The organism is Pantoea sp. PNA 14-12, assembly GCF_004364735.1.
Lineage (GTDB): Bacteria > Pseudomonadota > Gammaproteobacteria > Enterobacterales > Enterobacteriaceae > Pantoea > Pantoea stewartii.
Genome location: NZ_SOAJ01000005.1, coordinates 269312 through 287842, shown reverse-complemented (window position 1 = coordinate 287842; position 18531 = coordinate 269312). Strand labels below are relative to the sequence as shown.

Here is an 18531-nt window from a genome sequence, read left to right as displayed (position 1 = left end):
AATCGCTCAACGACGGCAATGCGGGTTTGCACGCTGGGCTGATTTTAGCGACAAGGCGTCAGGGATGGCTAAATGGGCTGCTGCAACCGTCTCGGCCCGGACGCAACGCGGCACAGAAGGGCGGCGGAATATGTTCCTGGTGGGCATGCATCCGGTTGTGACTGACGTCAGGCGGTATTAACGAAAGCCGGTGTTTGGGTAATGAATCTCCCCCTTTAAAAATTTTGAGCGTCGTTGAGGAGAAAATAAGTGACGAATGTTGTGGCGATTACGATGGGCGATCCGGCTGGGATCGGTCCTGAAATTATTATTAAGGCCTTAACCGAGGGCGCGTTAGCGGGTTCGCCCGTTGTGGTTATCGGTTGTGTACAAACGTTCCGCCGCATACTGGCAATGAACATAACGCCGCAGGCGGAATTAAACGTCATTAATAACGTGTCCGAAGCCACCTTTATGCCCGGCGTTATTCATATTATCGATGAGAAAGTGGCACATCCGGAGGCACTACAGTGTGGGGTTGTGCAGCCTGAAGCGGGCGATGTGGCTTATCGATGCATCAAACGTGCAACAGAAATGGCGATGCGCGGTGACGTGAAAGCGATTGCGACGGCTCCGCTGAATAAAGAAGCGCTGCATATGGCCGGCCATCATTATCCAGGCCATACGGAATTACTGGCAAAATTAACTGACACCAAAGATTATTCGATGGTGCTCTACACTGATAAACTCAAAGTGATCCACGTCAGCACGCATATTTCTCTGCGGACATTCCTGGATACGCTCAGCCAGGCGCGCGTTGAAACGGTAATCAGAATTGCCGATACGTTTTTGCGCCGGGTCGGTTATAGCCAGCCGCGTATTGCGGTTGCGGGCGTTAACCCACACGCGGGTGAAAATGGGTTGTTCGGAGATGAGGAAATTCGCGTGCTGACACCGGCGATTGACGCGATGAAGGCGCAGGGCATAAACGTCTATGGCCCGTGCCCGCCGGACACCGTATTTATGCAATGCAATGAGGGCATGTATGACATTGTTGTGGCTATGTATCATGATCAAGGCCATATTCCGCTCAAGTTGTTGGGCTTCTACGACGGCGTAAACATTACCGCAGGCTTACCGTTCCTGCGCACCTCAGCCGATCATGGCACGGCCTTTAACATTGCCTGGACCGGTAAAGCGAATCCCGAAAGTATGGCTATCTCGATTGATATGGCGCTGCAAATTACGCAAGCATAGCGTTGTGCGGGAAGGGAGGCTCAGGGTGACATGATTGCGTTGCCCTGCATACGGCTTCTGGGCGGCTGTGCAAACCTTCGCGATAAAACAGGCACCTGAACCGATATAACCTTAATACAGCGACGCGTCGGGAAACGGGTGTCTGTCATCGCATGCGGGTGCAATATCAATACAGCACCGTATCGGGCTGGTTTCCAAAATGCTCCGGCTCCACAGAGGCATAACTGACAGCCTTACCACGTACACGTCGAATGACGCCAGATGGGGGAATAAAAAGCGTTCAGCGTTAATGTCCCGCCAGTCAAATACGGCGTTGAGTTTCTGCCTGATTTCCGTTTTGTCCGTAGCGAAATAGCTCATCCTCAAACCCGAGTGCTCTTAAACCCATTGGTGCGATTAAGTCTTTTTATACATGACGCCTGATGAGGTTGGCCCTTTTTAAAAGCAATCTTTCGGATTTTTTTAAATTTTGGTTATTCACCCGAACCGCAAAACAGCGTGCTAATACGTATCAGCCTGTTTGAAGGTTAATTCTTCTGTAGTGCCAGCAATATTTATAGTTATAAAGAAGTTGTGATTTTTATTTTCTTTGTTAATTAATGCAATTTTACCCAAAGACATAATTGCCATTCATCACATTTTTTAATTATAACTGGTATGGTAGTGGAACAATTCTGCCGCTGACGATAGGCTTCCCGCACCAATTCTGTTTTAAAAACTTTCCTTTTGCCGTGGTGTTCTCAGGCGCTTGATCCAAACGGCGCCGCACAGGAAAACATCAAGGCGATCTCCTGGTGCTGCCGTTATTTAACGTCAGTGTCCACGCAGCTAATAAAAAATAAGGTGAGAAAGAAATGCAAACTACCCTACTGAATGCGAAGGCGACGGTTCCAAAATGGAACAGGAATAAGCTCGTCCCGCGTATTGTCCATCTTGGATTCGGTGCTTTTCATCGGGCTCATCAGGCGGTCTATGCCGATGTTCTTGCAGCAGAACATAACAGCGACTGGGGCTACGTCGAAGTTAATCTCATCGGCGGGGAACGACAGATTGCCGATCTGAAACGTCAGGGATTACTGTACAGCGTGGCAGAAATGTCGGCTCATGGCTGGGAAGGGCGCGTGATTGGTGTGGTGAAGCAGGCGCTTCACGCTCAGGTCGATGGAACCGAAGCCGTACTTCACGCCCTGTGTCAGCCCGAAATTGCCATCGTTTCCTTAACGATTACTGAGAAAGGCTATTGTCATTCACCGGCAACGGGCGAGCTGATGCGCGACCATCCTCAGATTGTCGCTGATCTGGCTCAGCCTCACCAGCCGCTTTCTGCGCCAGGGATCATCGTTGAAGCACTGGCGCGTCGCAAGGCTGCTGGTCTGCCTGCGTTTACTGTGTTGTCCTGCGACAATATTCCAGAAAACGGAAAAGTGATCGGTCAGGTCGTGCGTGCTTTTGCCCGACAACGTGACAACGACCTGGCAGACTGGATTGAACAGCAGGTGACGTTCCCTTCAACCATGGTGGACCGTATCGTACCGGCGATGAATCCGCAGAGTCTTGACGCGATCGCGGCGCTTATTCAGGTGGCCGATCCCGTCGCGGTAGCCTGTGAGCCCTTTCGCCAGTGGGTTATTGAGGATAATTTCGTCGCAGGGCGGCCGGCATGGGAAAAAGCCGGTGCAGAGTTAGTCAAAGACGTGCTGCCTTACGAAGAGATGAAACTGCGTATGTTGAACGGCAGCCATTCATTTCTGGCTTACCTGGGCAACCTTGCGGGTTATGAGCATATTTATGACTGTATGCAGGACCCGAACTTTCGCCTTGCGGCACGACGCTTAATGTTGACAGAACAGGCACCGACGCTAACCGTTAAGAACGTTGATTTGATCGATTATGCCGATCGGCTGATTGCACGCTATGAAAATCACGCGCTACAGCATCGTACCTGGCAAATTGCGATGGATGGCAGCCAGAAGTTACCGCAACGTTGGTTACATTCCGTTTGCTGGCACCTCAAGCGTGGCAGCCGTTTTGATCTGCTTGCATTAGGTATTGCCGCATGGATGCGCTATGTCAGCGGTAAGGATGACCAGGGAAAAGAGATTGAGATCTGCGATCCTTTATTGGCGTCTATACGAACCGCCGTTGACGGCAGCGTAGAAGGGGAGGCGAGGGTAAAAGCGCTGTTAGGACTGGAAGCTATATTCGGCCACACGCTGCCCGATAATCCCTGTTTTGTGCAGCAGGTGGTTAAGTCCTATCTCCATCTACTGGACAAAGGGGCAAAACAGACTGTCGCTGACCTGATGGCTGACGTGTCAGCAGACTGATGACCAGGCAAACCACATAAAGTGGTTTGCCTGGTGCATTACAAATTGTCGTTTAAATTGGCTGTGCTCTTGCTGCCTGTTCGTGTATCAGGGTGCAGCACCTCTGAAAACCAGTTCACAACCAGGCGGATGACGTCAGGTTGATACCAGACCTCATCACCATGTTCTGCACCTTTCACCACGACGTACTCAACCTGATCACCTGCCTTTTTAAGCGCATCAAAGAGTTGCGCACTTTGATGCGGTGAAACGAGTGAATCTTTGTCACCGTGCATAATCAGGAAAGGCGGTTTGGGGTTCGCAAGATGGCCCATGGGACTTGCCTGACGGGCTTTATCAGGATCATCCATGACAGACGCGCCTGCAAAATCGTGGAAGGCCGGTCCATGAATCAAAAGGGCTTCAGTGACGGCCGGTGAGGCATGCACCTGTTGATTCTCTTCAGAGAAGCCTTCGCCAATATTGCGTAAATCTGAAATACCGTAAATCGTGGCGGCGGCCTGGACGTCAGATGATGTTTCTGTAAAATCACCCTGATCGAAAGCGGTCTGACCATTTGTCATGCCCAGCATTTGTGCCAGCCAGCCTCCTGCCGAATCGCCTAAAACACCAATACGATGAGGATCGATACCGTACGTTTCTGCATGCTGTCTCAGATAGCGTACGGCCGCTTTCCCGTCAACAACCGGCGCAGGGAAGGTATCCGGTACAACACGATATTCAGCTGCGGCCACAACAAAGCCCGCTTCTGCCAGCGCCATGCGCATCTGAATAAATTTCTCGTGGTCGGCACTGGTAAACCCCCCGCCCGGAAAGTAAACAATTGCGGGTTTGACTGCATCGGTGCGGGGCACCAGTAATGACATGTGAAGCGGTCTGACCGATCGTAGCGTTGTAATCTGCGAATAAACCACGCCAGTGATCGCATCAATCTGGTTGCGCACAGGTTGGACTTCAATCACCTTTGCGCCTTCACGGTATCCGGTCAGTTCAGTATTTTTCGTTGCCATCGCGTTACTCATCGTCATGATTACGGCCAGTCCCCCAATAAAAAAAGTGTGGCATACATTCATAATTATTCCCTGAGACGTTGAAAGAAAGTATGAATTGTTAAGGGTTTTTAAAAGGTTGCAGGGGCGTTCAGCCTTTGCCAGCAGACGGTAGCGCATAAGGCATAGCGCGGTGTTGAGCAAGATTATGAAAGCGAAGGTTTTAAGGGGGGTGGTTACGTGTGTTCCGCGAAAGTGGATGTTTGACCAGAAAATTTAATGGGTTCTCAGGCACCGTCGTGGGCATTACGCTGCGCCCACCGGGTCCGGTATCTGACGGACCAGACGCAGGTAATGTCTGGTCCTGAGTGGTTAACGAATCACGATCGTCAGCAGGATGAGGATGGCCGCTATGGCAACAACCTGAATAAAAATCTGGTTAAGCGTGAACTTGCGCATTGCCTTCCCTCACTGCGTCAGTATTTGCCAAATACCTGCCGACATCACGATAAAGCCGACAAAAAGAAAGATCAGGGTTATCGCGGTTTCGGATGAACGATTCATAGTATTCCTCCCTGGTTAATGATGAGCGCCTGACCCTACTGTGCAGAAAGCAACAAATCGGGGCAGGACAGGTCTGTTTCGTGGCTTCAGGCAGAGCAGGGGCTCACCGGTTTCCGGTAAAGGCGTAAAGCCGCCTCACTCAAAAAGGGGTTAGCGCGTTACAGGAACAGCGTGAGGTCTGCCAGTACGTCAGTGGTGTGGTTCCGTTGTGCAAGGCAGGGGTGCCGCATTGCCGTTCCGCGTTTAAAAACGCTTTACGGATGCCTTACAGCAAGGATGCCGTCCATCCGGGAGGCGGGAATAGCGCATTTTTGAACATAAACATGACGGTGGTCCTTATGGTCTGATTCATGATTAACCGGACAAAAGGCCAGTCATCGCGACGGGAAGCCTGCTGTCGCCCCAGGGCGAGCAAAACCATCACGAAAGCGTTTTACTCATCGGAAGGGTAAAACGAAGGTTATCCCGTCACAGGGCGTCCGAATGAATCTGCACGTAGTGTAATCAGGTTACACAATGCGTCAAAGCACGAACCGCCAATGTGTGAGGATTGGTTTAGGTTAACTCGCGGGGTGCTTCGTCCATGACTGAGACGATTCACAACAATTGAGGGCCGCTGGCCATGCGTAACTGCGACGGCGTCGATCCGGTCACCTGCTTAAACCGGTTACTGAAATGGCTCAGTGAGTTAAAACCATTCTCCAGTGCAATCTCGGTTAACGACAATGATGTCGATACGATCATCTGACGCGCGTTTTCCATCCGGCGCTTCATCACGTACTGGTGAGGTGCAACGCCGAGTGACTGACGAAACATCCGGGCAAAATGATATTCACTCAGACTGGCCTGGCTGGCGAGAACGTTCAGAGTAAGGGGCAGAGCCAGGTGCGCATCAATAAACGCCAGGGTATTGCGCAACACATAGGGAGCAAGTCCGCCCGTGACAGAGGGAAGCCGCCACTGGACACACGAATAGAGTTGAATCAGATGGGTTAACAACAACGTGCTGGCGGTGCTCAGCATCAGCTGATTGGCTGGCTGCTGCCAGTCGCAGCTAAGTAAAAACTGGCGATACAACGCCGTAATCGTGTCATCACTGGCAAAAATCTTTTCATCAAGGGATAACGAGGCCGGGCTGCGATCCCAAATCTTTTCACCGACCTCTCGCAGGTGCTCATCTGTGCAGTAGAGATGCACGAAGGAGAGATCGCTGCGTACATCCCAGGTCGATTCACTGTGCTGCGGCATCAGGCAAAATTTATTCGGTCCGCCGCCGTTGCGCCATCCGTTTGCCGTTTTGTGGTAACTCTCATAACCATCAGCAATATACAGGCTGAGCGTATGATGATTGCTGTTAACGGTAACGCGGTCTTGTTTGTTGTGCCAGGCGGCCAGTCGGATGCCCGAATTAAGCATCACCGATTCCCGCAGCACGGCCTTTTTTTGACGCAGTGTTTCAAAGGTGTCGTAAACGCGAGACATGGCATGCTTCCGCTTGATAAACAGAGGTCCAGTCTAGGATGACAGACGTCAGGTAGCCAGATGTATCACGCTAAAATGCGCAAGATTTTGCAACCCGACCGCAACATGATGAAAGCCGACCCCTCGCGATTACGTCACAGTGAAGAGAGTCTGAGGCAGAGGGATAACGATGAACGCAATACTTTACGCCATTGTGGTCGTGATTTGGGGAACAACCTGGATCGCTATTTTTTTACAGCAGGGGCCTGTAGATGTCACGGTTTCGGTATTCTGGCGGTTTGCCATCGCCAGCGTCATTATGCTGATCCTGTTAACGCTGCTGGGACGCCTGCGCCGCCTGGCATGGCAGGACCATCTGTTTTGTCTGATCCAGGGATGCTGTGTGTTTTGCTTTAATTTTTGGTGTTTTTACACGGCTGCGGCTTACATTAATACAGGCCTGGAGTCGGTGATTTTTTCGATGGCCGTGCTCTATAACGCGGTAAACAGTTATATTTTCTTTGGCCAGCGCCCACTCCCCCGTTTCTGGTTTGCCGCCGCACTGGGATTAACCGGCATGGTCGTCCTGTTCTGGCACGATCTGCATATCAGCGACTGGAACAGTACCGCGCTCATGGGAATGGGGCTGTCAGCACTGGGTACCTTTGGTTTTTCATTAGGCAATATGATCAGCCTGCGCCATCAGCGTCGGCATCTTGAGACGATGACCACCAACGCCTGGGCCATGTTTTATGGTGCCCTCGTTATGGGCCTTATCGCTATTATTCGTGGTGCCAGCTTCTCACCGCAATGGACCTTCACTTATCTCGGTGCCTTACTTTACCTGGCGGTGTTTGGTTCCGTCATTGCTTTCTGGGCTTATTTCACCCTGATCAAACGCACAAGTGCGGGCAAAGCCGCCTACACCACACTTATGTTCCCTCTGGTCGCGTTATCGTTCTCCACACTTTTTGAAGGCTATACCTGGCAAAGTCATAGTGTGGCCGGCTTGCTACTGATTTTAAGCGGTAACCTGGTAATGTTTGCCCGCCCCATGCAGTGGTTCAGGCGTAAAGCGCTGACAAACGCGCATTAGCTGTTTATGCGCGCGGCGGTGTGCATTGCGGTTGCAGTTGATAGACATAAGCGGTGACAGTGTCACCGTTTTCAAGGGTCACTTCCGTCCTGAGGCGATCGTACCCGTCTTCAAATTCGTCCAGCATGGGCCAGTATGATAAGAGATTATCAGAACTAAAAACGTAACCCTCAACGCGCGGACCTCGGCTATCCAGCACCAGACCAGGAAAGCCTGCGGCTGCCCCGCACCCCTGAGGATAGAAAATGCCGCTTACAAAACCTGCCTGCCAGTTGCCTCCGACCCTGTCGAGAATGTGGGCATTACTGTGGCCCGGGCGCAAAGTGCCATAAACGAATAACCTTTCCATCATTATCTCTGTGTAAAAACCGCTACCTTAGCTGCACGAACTGCGGTTGTCATTATGGAGAACGTTCTATTTTAACGCACAGGCGGTGCGTAGCAATATGCGCTTATTATCATGGATTTATATTTTAATGAAACAACCTGTTCACATTTAACCCTATAGTTTCTGTTAGTGACAAAATATCCCGTCATAGTCGCTGTTTTCTTTTTTTCAAGGTTCTGGAAATAAAATTACGTTGTAAAGCCGGTTAGTTATTTTCCGATAAAGGCCTGTGAAAATAATTGTAGTTTTTACCTATCCGGGGGAGTTTTTTCTATGACAATCACGCAGCGTTTAGTGCTGGCATTTTCTTTGCTTGCTTTATCACTTTGTGCGCTTGTTGCTGTTTCTTTATCTGTGATTTCGGGCTTTCAGTCGCGCTTTGAATATGTTCAGGTTAATGCTATTCCCAGCATTAAAGATCTGAATAAGTCAATTAGCGCAACTAACCAACTGGGGCTGGCCCTGTATCGCCATCAGACGGCGACAGACAGCGCTAAGCAGGCTGAAGCAGAACAAAAAATTAATACCATTATTAATAACATCAAGTCATTAAATGATTATTATATGGCGAATGATATTTCCAGTGATGAAGATAAAGAAATGACCGTTGGGGCCAATCGTAACCTCGATGCGGTCCGCAGCGCGTTACCTGCTTTTCTTGCTGCGTCACGTAGCCATAATAATGAACTGTCACTTTCTCTCCTGCAAAGTGACAATGGCATTGGCGCTGCCGCACGTAAAATGGAGTCTGATTTCACTAAACAAATTGAGCTGAACATTCAGATTGGTGATGCACTCAGAGCACAGAATAATCAGATTTATTCTAAGACCGTCTGGATGATGACCTGTGCATCACTGTTGGTTATTTTGCTGCTCGGTGCGTTCTCAATAAATATTATTGTTGGCATTAAACGTAGCCTTACCAGCATCAAAGATACCATGGCTGAAGTGAGCAGCAATTTGGATCTGACACGCTTAGCGCCGGTGTTGAGAAAGGATGAGATTGGTCAAACGGCTATGGCGTTTAATGATCTGCTTAAGCGTGTATCGACTACGCTGCTGTCAGTCAATCATGCGGCGCAATCCGTCAGCACAGGATCGACGCAGATTGCGGCTGGCAACGAAGATTTGTCATCTCGCACTGAGCAACAGGCCGCCTCGCTGGAAGAGACATCGGTTAGTATGGCTACGCTCAGCGATACCGTACGGCAAAATGCCGAGGGCGCAGTCCAGGCCAGCAACCTGGCCAATAACGCCAATAAACTGTCCAGGCAGAACGGCGAAGCCGTGAGTCAGATGCTGACCACGATGGATGAAATTCGCGGTAGCTCAGCCAAAATATCTGATATCACAGGGCTGATCGAAGGTATTGCATTTCAGACGAATATTCTGGCCCTTAACGCCGCCGTTGAAGCTGCCCGTGCGGGTGAGCATGGCCGTGGTTTTGCGGTCGTGGCATCAGAAGTTCGCAATCTGGCACAACGTTCGTCATCCGCGGCTCGTGAAATTAAAGAGTTAATCACCACATCTGTTTCGCAGGTTGAACAGGGGCTGACGCAGGCAACAAGCGTAGGCAGTAACTCCGATAACGTGGGCCATGCTATTCAGCAGGTTGCCGATCTGGTTAATGAAATTGCCGCTGCTACAGCCGAGCAAAGCAAAGGCATTGAGCAGGTGCACCAGGCTATCGGCCAGATGGATGAGGTCACGCAGCAGAACGCCTCCCTGGTTGAGGAAGCTTCATCTGCATCCAAATCTTTACAGGAGCAGGCGGAAACGTTGTCGAGACTGGTGTCAACGTTCAAAGTTAACGAGAGCGTCACGCAGGTGGCAGTATCGTCCCCTGTAGCCGTGAGCTATGCATCGCCTGTGTTAAAAAGACCGCAACTGAATGCCACCGGTGCAGACAAGGTTAACTGGGAAAGTTTCTGATGCGCTGTCACTGGGCCTGATCACTTCAGGCCCAGAACACGAGCGCTGCGATATCGCAGCGCTTTCTTATTGATATGCGTTTTGCGTGGCGAAAAGCCTTCTTTTTGGCGCATAAGACGCGTTTCTCTCTTTCGATGCACGCTAGTGATACTGTGCAGGCCTTGTGCGCCATTCATGCCCTCCATACCAAGACCGTATGCCTCATTCCGTTGCGCACTGCGATCAGTAACCCAGTGACAATATTCGCCGCCCTCATGTGCGCGATCGGGGCGCGCCGCGGTTTTCCCATGCCATTATCAGGCTGAGTGAGGCAGGCAGCAGGGTCAGCGTGACCAATGTGCCGGTGATCAGCCCACCGATGATCGCGAATGCCATTGGCCCCCAGAAAACCTGATGTGAAATAGGTAACATGCCGAAGATTGCCGCGCAGGCAGTGAGCAGGATGGGACGCGCCCGGTGCAGTGCGGCATGGCGGATGGCGTCACCCTGTGCCATGCCAGCCTGCGCATGGCTGTCTACCTCGCTGATCATGATTACGGCGTTACGGATAATCATGCCCGCCAGCGCAATGATGCCCAGCAGTGCGACAAACCCCATCGGCGTGCCACCCGGTAACATTGCCAGGACAATCCCCGGCAGGCCGAAAGGTGCCATCAGCAGCGCAAGCAGCATTCTGGAGAACCGCTTCAACTGCAGCATCAATAACACAAGCATGCAGCACAGGGTGACCGGCAAAACGGCAAACACCGAACTGTTACCTTTATTCGACTCGGCGACGGTTCCACCTTCTTCAATGGCGTAACCTGCGGGCAAGGTTGCCCGCAGAGTATCCAGGCCAGGTCTCAGTTGATCAGACACCGTTTCGGCCCGTTGCTCAGGTGCAATATCGGTTTGCACGGTGATATAGGGCAAACGCTGTCGTCGCCAAATCACCGGATCGTCGAGCTGCCATTTCAGTGTGGCGACCTGCCCAAGCGGAATTTTTTGCCCGGAAGCTGTGTTGAGCATCAGGCTGTCTAAGATGGCTGTGTCCTGTCGTTCCCGATCGTTGCCGCGCAGAACCACATCTATCAGCCGGTTATGATCGCGAACCGTGGTCACGGTACTGCCGGACATGACAGTATTCAGTGTGGAAGCAATGCTTTCTGAGGAGACGCCGACGGCGCGTGCAGCAGTCTGGTTTACCTCAACATTGATTTCCCGCTCGGGCTCGCCAGCCGTCATATTTACCTCACGCGTATTCGGCGAACGCGAAAGTTGAGCAGCCAGTTTTTCCGCGATGTCCCGTACTTTGCTGTAGTCAGGGCCGGTGACGCGGTATTTCAATGGCCAGCCGACGGGTGGGCCCAGTTCGAGAGGGGCCACACGGGCAGTCAGATCGCTGAAATCCCGCGCCAGTGTCGCCTCCAGGCGGCGTCGAACGCGATCGCGCGCTTCCAGGTTCTTAGTCACCACAACCAGTTGCGCCACATTTTCATTGTCCAGCAAGACTTCCATGGGCAAATAAAACCGCACGGCACCTGCGCCGACATAGCTGGAGAAGTGATCGACATCGTGATCGGCGCGCAACAGGGTTTCCAGCTGTGCGGTACGCCGTGTCGTTTCACTTTGAGAGGCATTTGCCGCCAGCGAAAGATTCACTAACAGCTCGGGACGATCGGACGCGGGGAAGAATTCGCCCTGCATCAATGTAGTGCCTGCAATCCCCATTCCCAGCAATAACAAGGCGCTTATCACGGTTGTCCAGCGGTAGTGTAAAACCCGATCAAGCAGACGACGATAGCAGCGGGCCATCAGCCCGGGAGGTGGTGATGGGGCTGTCACCTGCTCAGTTAACAGCCAGGTGCCGATAACCGGGGAAAACAGAATCGCCACGACCCAGGAGCACAGCAGCGAGATCAGCACGACTGCAAAAAGGGAGTAACAATATTCACCGGCGCTGGAGGCCGCAAAACCGACCGGAATAAAACCGGCGATCATCACCAGCGTTCCCGTCAGCATAGGAAAAGCGGTGGTTTTAAACGCAAAGGTTGCGGCCTGCGCTTTGCTGTCTCCCGCCTCAAGGCGGGAAACCATGGTTTCAACCGTGATCATGGCATCATCGACCAGTAAACCCAGCGCAATAATGAGAGCCCCCAGCGAAATGCGTTGCAGGCCAATACCGGCCACTGTCATGCCGACGAATGTCATGGCCAGAACGAGGGGAATCGCAGCGGCGACCACCAGCCCGGCACGGAAACCCAGCGAGAAAAACGAGATTGCCAGAACGATCAGTACCGCTTCCGCCAGCACCCGCACAAAGCCACTGACGGCGGTTTTAACAACGGTGGATTGATCAGCGATCTTCACCATCGTGATGCCGTGCGGGAGCTGGGCGGCAATCGTCTCCATGCGCGCATGAATGGCCTGACCAAATTTCAGCATATTACCCGTCGGGGCCATGGAGATGGCCAGGCCAATGCCAGGCTCGCCGTTGACCCGGAAGGTTGACGCCGGCGGTTCAGCAGGCTGAAGCGTTATCGTGGCAATACTGGTCAGCGGGATAAAGCGCTGGCCGATATGTAAGGTAATGGCCTTAAGGTTATCAGCCGAGGTCAATGCACCACTGACATGAAGTGCAATATTTTCTTTATCAGTGCGTATTACACCTGCGGGCGCAACGGCATTTTGCGCGGCCAGAGCATCACTTACCTCCCGAAGCGTAAGGCCCATGCCCGCTAACTGCCGTGGCGAAAACGCGATAACAATGTGTTCTTCCTGTTCGCCGGGCAGGGTAATTTTACCCATGTCTGGCACATCCATCAGGCTTCGACGGATCTCATCGACTTTATCCCGCAGTTCTCGCGGACTGAAGCCATCGGCCGTAAAGCCATAAATCGTGCCATAGGTGTCGCCAAATTCGTCATTAACAGCGGGACCCTGAACGCCTTGTGGAAGCGATGAGGCGATATCCTGCATTTTTTTCCGAATCTGGTACCAGATAGTCGGGACCTGATCCGGCGGCGTATCATCACGCAAGTTAACAAAGATGACGGCCTTTCCCGCCCGGGTTTCACTCTCGATAAAATCCAGGAACGGTGTTTCCTGCAGTTTTTTTTCCAGCGTATCCGTCACTAACTGCATCGTGTCTTCCACAGTGGCACCGGGCCATTGTGCGGACACGACCGCCGTTTTGATGGTAAACGCCGGATCTTCATTACGGGGCAGATCGATGTAACTCAGTACACCCGTCGTCATCACCAACAGCATGAAAAACACCACCAGTTGCTGATGTGCTAACGCCCAGGCAGAGAGATTAAAGCGGGCTCTTTCAGCCGATCTTCTCATTTTTCATCCTCCCCAGGCTGTACCCGCTCTCCCGGCAAGAGCGTTTTCACGCCTGCGGTGACTACGCGCTCACCCGGTATCACGCCGGCACTGAGATAGATATGTTGGGCATCGAAGCGCGCCAGCGTGACCGGCCTGAGTGAAAGCTGATGGGACTGGGTGTTCACCACAAAAACGGCGGGACGATCACCGGCACGCGTGAGAGCGCTGGCGGGCAGGGTGACAACCTGTTCGGTTTTACCGGGAAAGGCCCCCACGACGGTCGACCCCAACGCCATAGCGACCGGCGGTTGAGGCAGCATGACACGCAGCCGCCAGGTGCGGGTCTGCGGATCGGCCTGCGGACTGATATCGCGAAAATGCCCTTGTGTCTTTATCGCAGGGTTCGATAACAGCGTAATGCTGAAGGGCGTGGAGGAGGCGTACTCCGCCAGCGAGGGTTCAGCAAGGTCAAAGACAGCATCGCGATCGCCATCAGCAGCAAGCGTCATTACGGACTGCGCGGCGCTTACCACCTGACCCGGCTGGACATTGACGGCGGTAATGACACCGGCGCGCGGTGCGGTAAGCTGCGTCCAGTTGAGATTATCCTGGGCATTTTTAAGCGCGGCTTCACTGCTCTGACGCCGTGAAACGGCCGCCTGCCAGTCACCTTTTGCACTGTCTAACTGCGAACGGGAAATGGCCCCACCGGGCATCAGCTGCTGCATACGACGCAGCGTAAGTGCGGCAACATGTTCTGAGGCGCGCGCACTCGCCAGATCGGCAGTGGCACTGCTGAGCTGGTTTTGAGCGGCATTACTGTCTAAGGTCGCCAGAACCTGACCGGCATTCACATGCTGTCCAATGTCCGTGGTGCGGGTAATGACGCGGCCATCCAGTCTGAAAGCCAGCGAAATTTCTTCATGGGCACGAATTTCACCCGTCTGCGTCATCAGTCCACCGCTGGAGAAGGGCGGAACCAGTACTGTCCGCACGGGACGAGGCGCTTCACGTGCAGGCGGCGCTTCCTCCCGGCAGCCTGACAGGATAAGCATGCCTGCCACGACAAACAGTGACGGTAACACATAACCCGGAAAGCTCAGATGACGCAGCGCCTGACGGGCAAAAGCGGGAATAAAATCTGTCATAACCGTATTCCTGAAATGAGACAGGCTCATTTAAAGCGGGTTATGTCCAGAAACCTTCGATGAATTATCAAGAAATGGTCAAGGCAGACAAAAAAGCCTGTCCAGGCCAGCACGCACTCAGATTGAGCGCGCGTCGTCAGATAAAGGCAAAGCGATCGTAATCTGCAGTCCGCCGTCCGCAGGCAAACGTGCAAATATCTCCCCACCGTGCGCCTCCACGATAGCCTTCGCAATAGACATGCCGAGACCGCTTCCGCCGGAATGCCGTGCGCGTGACGATTCTGCCCGGGTGAAACGGTCGAAAATGACAGGCAGAAACTGAGGATCCACGCCCGGCCCATAGTCACGAAACTGCAGTGTGACAGCGGCGGGCGAGGTATGAGCGGTCACAGAAAACCGTTTCCCCTCTGCGGCATAGCGCAGTGCATTTTCCGTTAAGATGGTTACCACCTGGCCCAGCCGGGAGACATCGCCAGTGAAAGAGAGTTGGCCGGGTGACTGCACCTCAATCATCATCTGTTCGGCTTCAGCCTGAGGCGCCAGCCACGCCGTACGTTCGCGTAACAGTTCGGTAAGGTTAAACCGGCTCAGGCTGAGCGTAAGCTGGCCAGCTTCCGCTAACGATAATAAGTGCAGTTCATCCGTCAGGCGGCTCAGCTGCGTCAGCTGCTTCATGATCATGGAGAACTGCTGAGGTTCCGGCGCAAATACGCCGTCTACAATGCCTTGTAAGCGGCCAATGGCTGCGGTGAGTGGCGATCGTAGTTCATGAGCAATGGCAACCTGCGAAGCTTTAAGTTCGCGTTCGTAACGGGCTAACTGCTGGGTCATCAGATTAAAGTCTTCCGTAAACCGCACTAATTCCTGTGGCGCGCCGTCGACCTGACCGACCGATGTGCCGAATTTCCCCTGTGCCACATCGCGTGCCGCATTCGCCAGCTGACTAAACTGTTTCGCCAGCGGTCGGGCGAAGCGCAGCCCCATTACAATAAAGAACGGAATCACCACGGCGACCAGCACGGCGACCGTCAGCCAGTCAGCCGAGGCGATTGACGGGTCGGAAAAGCCGACGCCCCACCACTGATCGACAATCTGATGAAAGCGAGCCGGTGCCTGCTCCGGGTGTAACCGTATGCGGGAAAACTCCGCCCAGACGTCCGCAGGCATGCGAGAGTAAACCCAGAGCATTTGCAGCGCGAAACGCAGCCACATGCAAAACGCGATAAGGATGACGCTTCCCAGACCGATTATCAAAATACGGATGCAGATCCAGCGCCACATTGAGTCGTGCGTTTTTAGTTTCATGGTTGTCTGAACCTGTAACCCACACTGCGAACCGCAGGTAAAATATCTGACATGCCTGCGGCTTCCAGTTTGCGTCGCAGGTTATAAACATGGGTATCAACCACGCGCTCAAGCGCATCACTTTCAGGCAGGCAGTGTTCAAGCAAGAATAAGCGACTAAACGGGCGGGTTGGGGCGCGCATTAACGTCACCAGAATCGAAAACTCCGTTGGGGTCAGATCGAGCCGCTGAATGCCCTGTTCATTTTTTACTACCGCTGTCAGCGATTCAGTATCGACTTCCAGACCCGCCCAACACAATGTGTTGTCGGGGACGGTACTTTGTTGGGTGCGACGTAAAACGGCCTGAACACGTGCGACGACCTCGCCAGGATGGTAGGGTTTCACCACATAATCATCTGCACCATAGCGTAATGCGCCGATCCTGTCGGGGGCATCTCCCATCGCTGTCACCATAATCACTGGTGTATTTCCCCTGCGTCGAAGGGCCGCCAGAACTTCCGTGCCGTTCATGACGGGCAGCATCACATCAAGCAGAATGAGATCGGGCTGCCAGCGTTGCGCGTGGTCAAGTCCTGTCATTCCATCGCCAGCAATCATCACCGTGTAGCCTTCACGTTTAAGATAGGCTTCAAGTACGCCGGCTGCATCGGCATCATCTTCGATAATCAGTACACGTTTAGACTTCATTGGGGCCACTTTGATTTTTTTTCCCTCATTTCCCGTATGTGCCCGCACCGCTCTATTGGCATGTCAGCCGTGTCGTCTGCATTTAATGTGATTAAGCAAAACGATAATAACCTGAAAAAATCGGCAAGACATGGTCAGTTTAATGTCGGCTGGAGGAAGAGAAGGGAATGCGCAGGATGCCAGAGAGAAAAACAATACGCCTAATAAAAAAACGTGATGAAAAAGGGCTCGATCAGAAATAATGAACGGACATCAGACGCTTTTTCATGTTGTTATCAAACGGCTGACCAGGCGGAGTCAGACGTTTACGTTTAAGGCATTACGGGGGTTGCTCAGTGTGGGGAATGTCTGCGATGCCGATGCGTTAGCGCCGGGCAGAAAACATGACACTGTCACTTTTATGGTGAGCGTTTTGCTCAGGCAAGACTGGCATGGTGCCGGGCAGCAAGTGGTTACGGGCAGGCCAGGTGGCGTTCATACAAGGCTGTCCGACTGATACGATGAAAAACCGCCCGGTTTAATAACGCCGCCGCGTAATGTCTGGCGCAAACCTGATCGGTCGCGTGATTTATCGCTTCTGTGCAAGGCCGCCCCACAGCAGCCTTCATCTGCTACGGGGCGGCCAGCATGAATCCGTATTTACCCTTTATGGCACGCGACGCGATCGTAACCGGTAAGTGCGGATTTCGCCGTCGCTTTACGCTTTCTGCTGTTAACTTTGGGCAGCCAGATTTTAAATTGCTCCGCCAGTTGCTTCGCCTGTTGTTCATCCGTGGTACGACAGATAAACAGTTTACTCTTGGTTTGATTGGTCACATCGGTGGCATAAATTTCGTAACTTCCGCCACGGTGATCGTATTCAATATCCGTGAAATGCATGTGTGGCCACAGGCCCGTTCTGACCTCAAACTTGCTCAATTCCATAATTTTTACCGTTTTTGTTTTTTGCTGTGATGAATGTCGTTCCCCTGGTCGGGCCACTAAATGTAGAACAAATTCGGATTTGTGCCAGCCGACAACATTATTTTTCACTGCCAGTCTTAATTTTTTATAAAAACAGCGTGTTACCATGACATTACGTCATTAAAAGGAGAAAACGATGATTGTCAGAACCTGGCATGGTTGTGTCCCTCAGCAGCACGCAGAGGCATTTTTTACGCATCTACAGAAGACGGGCGTGCAGCATGCAGAATCGGTACCCGGTAACACAGGCGCTTTTATTCATCAGGTTGCACAGGGAGAGTGGCAGCATTTCTTTCTGGCCACATACTGGCGGGATCTGGCGGCAGTGAAAGCGTTTGCTGGCGAGGATTACCCGGTGGCAGTTACCTATGCGGATGACGAACAGTTTGGGTTGATCTCCGATCCCTATGTCTTTCACCATAAGGTCAGCGAGGTGGTCGCGCTGTAATGTTTTTTCAGTCTAAGACCTGACAAAAACGCAGCAGGTAGCCATCTGGATCCTGAACCAGTAACTCCTGCTGGCGTTCATATTTCTCACCCGTATAGTAGGCGTTTTCGCTAAGTGGTCGGAACAAGGGCGTGCCCGTTTTCACCAGGCGCGTGTGAAGCTGCTGAATATTGGAGACTTCTATCTGGAAGTTAATACCGCGTCCCAAAGGATACTGCATCTCTGCGGTGTGCCAGCCCGCGTCATGCTGCTGTTCAATCATTAATTGCGCTTCACCATAACAGAGATAAGCGAAGTCTGGGTGAATGCGTCTTATTCTCACAGTAAACCCCAGTTCATCGACATAAAACGCAAAGGATCTGGCAAAATCAGTGACAGTCAGTTCCGGCACCATCGAATTCCAGAAGCGAGAATCAGCAGGTTCAACTGACGATGTAGTGACGCGTAATTCCTTGTTCATAAGAAAAAAATCTAAAAGTTAGAAAAGTGATCACCGTCACTTTATGAGTGCAACGCGTGTATCAAAACTCCGACTTTCCCTTAGAAAATGCTATCTGTCAACAATGTAGATACCGCCTGGCAGCATTTGCAGAATGTGCGGTAATCTCTTCATGAAACTGTCAAACATATCTGTTTATTTAATGTGATTAATCTGGTAAACCTAATAAAGATCGTG

15 protein-coding genes are annotated in these 18531 nt (G+C 52.3%); 6 read left to right on the top strand and 9 right to left on the bottom strand.

Translation table 11 applies throughout. From position 1 onward, the window contains the following. Positions 1-249: 249 nt before the first annotated feature. Both C7434_RS18025 and C7434_RS18020 read left to right on the top strand, forming a co-directional pair. Positions 250-1236, top strand: a complete 987-nt coding sequence (locus C7434_RS18025) for a D-threonate 4-phosphate dehydrogenase (protein WP_006121964.1) — start codon at positions 250-252, stop codon at positions 1234-1236. A gap of 854 nt (positions 1237-2090) precedes the next feature. Then, positions 2091-3563: a mannitol dehydrogenase family protein gene (locus tag C7434_RS18020; protein WP_033742438.1), complete on the top strand. Its 1473-nt coding sequence runs from the start codon at positions 2091-2093 to the stop codon at positions 3561-3563. Between the two features lie 38 nt (positions 3564-3601). Here C7434_RS18020 and C7434_RS18015 read toward each other — a convergent pair whose 3' ends face one another. After that, positions 3602-4636 (bottom strand): alpha/beta hydrolase, encoded by a 1035-nt coding sequence (locus C7434_RS18015; protein ID WP_033742440.1) that lies wholly within the window; start codon positions 4634-4636, stop codon positions 3602-3604. 270 nt (positions 4637-4906) lie between these two features. Here C7434_RS18015 and C7434_RS22245 point away from each other — a divergent pair, with 270 nt between their 5' ends. After that, the gene (locus tag C7434_RS22245) at positions 4907-5107 is read left to right on the top strand and encodes a hypothetical protein (protein ID WP_232368668.1); all 201 of its coding nucleotides are present in this window, start codon (positions 4907-4909) and stop codon (positions 5105-5107) included. Positions 5108-5713: 606 nt separating this feature from the next. On the opposite strand, the gene C7434_RS18005 is transcribed toward C7434_RS22245, so the two are convergent. Further along, entirely contained in the window at positions 5714-6598 is an 885-nt protein-coding gene (locus C7434_RS18005; RefSeq protein WP_033742444.1) for an AraC family transcriptional regulator, read from the bottom strand. A 169-nt stretch (positions 6599-6767) separates the two neighbouring features. Between C7434_RS18005 and C7434_RS18000 the strand changes: the two genes are divergently transcribed. Further along, on the top strand, positions 6768-7673 hold the full coding sequence (locus tag C7434_RS18000; RefSeq protein WP_033742446.1) for a DMT family transporter: 906 nt from the start codon (positions 6768-6770) through the stop codon (positions 7671-7673). 4 nt (positions 7674-7677) lie between these two features. Here the strand turns inward: C7434_RS18000 and C7434_RS17995 are convergent, their stop codons facing one another. Continuing rightward, the gene (locus C7434_RS17995) at positions 7678-8022 is read right to left on the bottom strand and encodes a gamma-glutamylcyclotransferase family protein (protein ID WP_033742448.1); all 345 of its coding nucleotides are present in this window, start codon (positions 8020-8022) and stop codon (positions 7678-7680) included. 312 nt (positions 8023-8334) lie between these two features. Between C7434_RS17995 and C7434_RS17990 the strand changes: the two genes are divergently transcribed. Continuing rightward, entirely contained in the window at positions 8335-9993 is a 1659-nt protein-coding gene (locus tag C7434_RS17990) for a methyl-accepting chemotaxis protein (RefSeq protein ID WP_033742450.1), read from the top strand. A 252-nt stretch (positions 9994-10245) separates the two neighbouring features. On the opposite strand, the gene C7434_RS17985 is transcribed toward C7434_RS17990, so the two are convergent. From C7434_RS17985 to C7434_RS17965, 5 genes are all read right to left on the bottom strand, one after another. Next, positions 10246-13320, bottom strand: coding sequence for an efflux RND transporter permease subunit (locus C7434_RS17985; RefSeq protein WP_033742453.1), 3075 nt, complete (start codon positions 13318-13320; stop codon positions 10246-10248). Continuing rightward, positions 13317-14450, bottom strand: a complete 1134-nt coding sequence (locus C7434_RS17980) for an efflux RND transporter periplasmic adaptor subunit (RefSeq protein WP_110268489.1) — start codon at positions 14448-14450, stop codon at positions 13317-13319. The genes C7434_RS17985 and C7434_RS17980 overlap by 4 nt, the downstream gene beginning before the upstream one ends. Positions 14451-14567: 117 nt before the next feature. Continuing rightward, positions 14568-15755, bottom strand: coding sequence for an ATP-binding protein (locus C7434_RS17975; RefSeq protein WP_033742456.1), 1188 nt, complete (start codon positions 15753-15755; stop codon positions 14568-14570). After that, positions 15752-16444: a response regulator gene (locus C7434_RS17970; protein ID WP_033742457.1), complete on the bottom strand. Its 693-nt coding sequence runs from the start codon at positions 16442-16444 to the stop codon at positions 15752-15754. Before C7434_RS17970 ends, C7434_RS17975 begins: the two co-directional genes overlap by 4 nt. Positions 16445-17083: 639 nt before the next feature. Continuing rightward, complete coding sequence (locus tag C7434_RS17965) at positions 17084-17368, bottom strand: hypothetical protein (protein WP_006121951.1); 285 nt, start codon at positions 17366-17368, stop codon at positions 17084-17086. Positions 17369-17543: 175 nt separating this feature from the next. Here C7434_RS17965 and C7434_RS17960 point away from each other — a divergent pair, with 175 nt between their 5' ends. Next, the gene (locus tag C7434_RS17960) at positions 17544-17855 is read left to right on the top strand and encodes a hypothetical protein (RefSeq protein WP_033742459.1); all 312 of its coding nucleotides are present in this window, start codon (positions 17544-17546) and stop codon (positions 17853-17855) included. 7 nt (positions 17856-17862) lie between these two features. Here the strand turns inward: C7434_RS17960 and C7434_RS17955 are convergent, their stop codons facing one another. Then, the gene (locus C7434_RS17955; RefSeq protein ID WP_033742461.1) at positions 17863-18249 is read right to left on the bottom strand and encodes a VOC family protein; all 387 of its coding nucleotides are present in this window, start codon (positions 18247-18249) and stop codon (positions 17863-17865) included. Positions 18250-18531 lie beyond the last annotated feature (282 nt).

Excerpts from the sequence above, each read along its gene's own strand:
- C7434_RS18020 (WP_033742438.1), top strand. The coding sequence starts at position 2,091 with ATGCAAACTACCCTACTGAATGCGAAGGCGACGGTTCCAAAATGGAAC.
- C7434_RS18015 (WP_033742440.1), bottom strand. The coding sequence starts at position 4,636 with ATGAATGTATGCCACACTTTTTTTATTGGGGGACTGGCCGTAATCATG.
- C7434_RS22245 (WP_232368668.1), top strand. The coding sequence starts at position 4,907 with ATGTCTGGTCCTGAGTGGTTAACGAATCACGATCGTCAGCAGGATGAG.
- C7434_RS18005 (WP_033742444.1), bottom strand. The coding sequence starts at position 6,598 with ATGTCTCGCGTTTACGACACCTTTGAAACACTGCGTCAAAAAAAGGCC.
- C7434_RS18000 (WP_033742446.1), top strand. The coding sequence starts at position 6,768 with ATGAACGCAATACTTTACGCCATTGTGGTCGTGATTTGGGGAACAACC.
- C7434_RS17995 (WP_033742448.1), bottom strand. The coding sequence starts at position 8,022 with ATGGAAAGGTTATTCGTTTATGGCACTTTGCGCCCGGGCCACAGTAAT.
- C7434_RS17990 (WP_033742450.1), top strand. The coding sequence starts at position 8,335 with ATGACAATCACGCAGCGTTTAGTGCTGGCATTTTCTTTGCTTGCTTTA.
- C7434_RS17985 (WP_033742453.1), bottom strand. The coding sequence starts at position 13,320 with ATGAGAAGATCGGCTGAAAGAGCCCGCTTTAATCTCTCTGCCTGGGCG.
- C7434_RS17980 (WP_110268489.1), bottom strand. The coding sequence starts at position 14,450 with ATGACAGATTTTATTCCCGCTTTTGCCCGTCAGGCGCTGCGTCATCTG.
- C7434_RS17975 (WP_033742456.1), bottom strand. The coding sequence starts at position 15,755 with ATGAAACTAAAAACGCACGACTCAATGTGGCGCTGGATCTGCATCCGT.
- C7434_RS17970 (WP_033742457.1), bottom strand. The coding sequence starts at position 16,444 with ATGAAGTCTAAACGTGTACTGATTATCGAAGATGATGCCGATGCAGCC.
- C7434_RS17965 (WP_006121951.1), bottom strand. The coding sequence starts at position 17,368 with ATGGAATTGAGCAAGTTTGAGGTCAGAACGGGCCTGTGGCCACACATG.
- C7434_RS17960 (WP_033742459.1), top strand. The coding sequence starts at position 17,544 with ATGATTGTCAGAACCTGGCATGGTTGTGTCCCTCAGCAGCACGCAGAG.
- C7434_RS17955 (WP_033742461.1), bottom strand. The coding sequence starts at position 18,249 with ATGGTGCCGGAACTGACTGTCACTGATTTTGCCAGATCCTTTGCGTTT.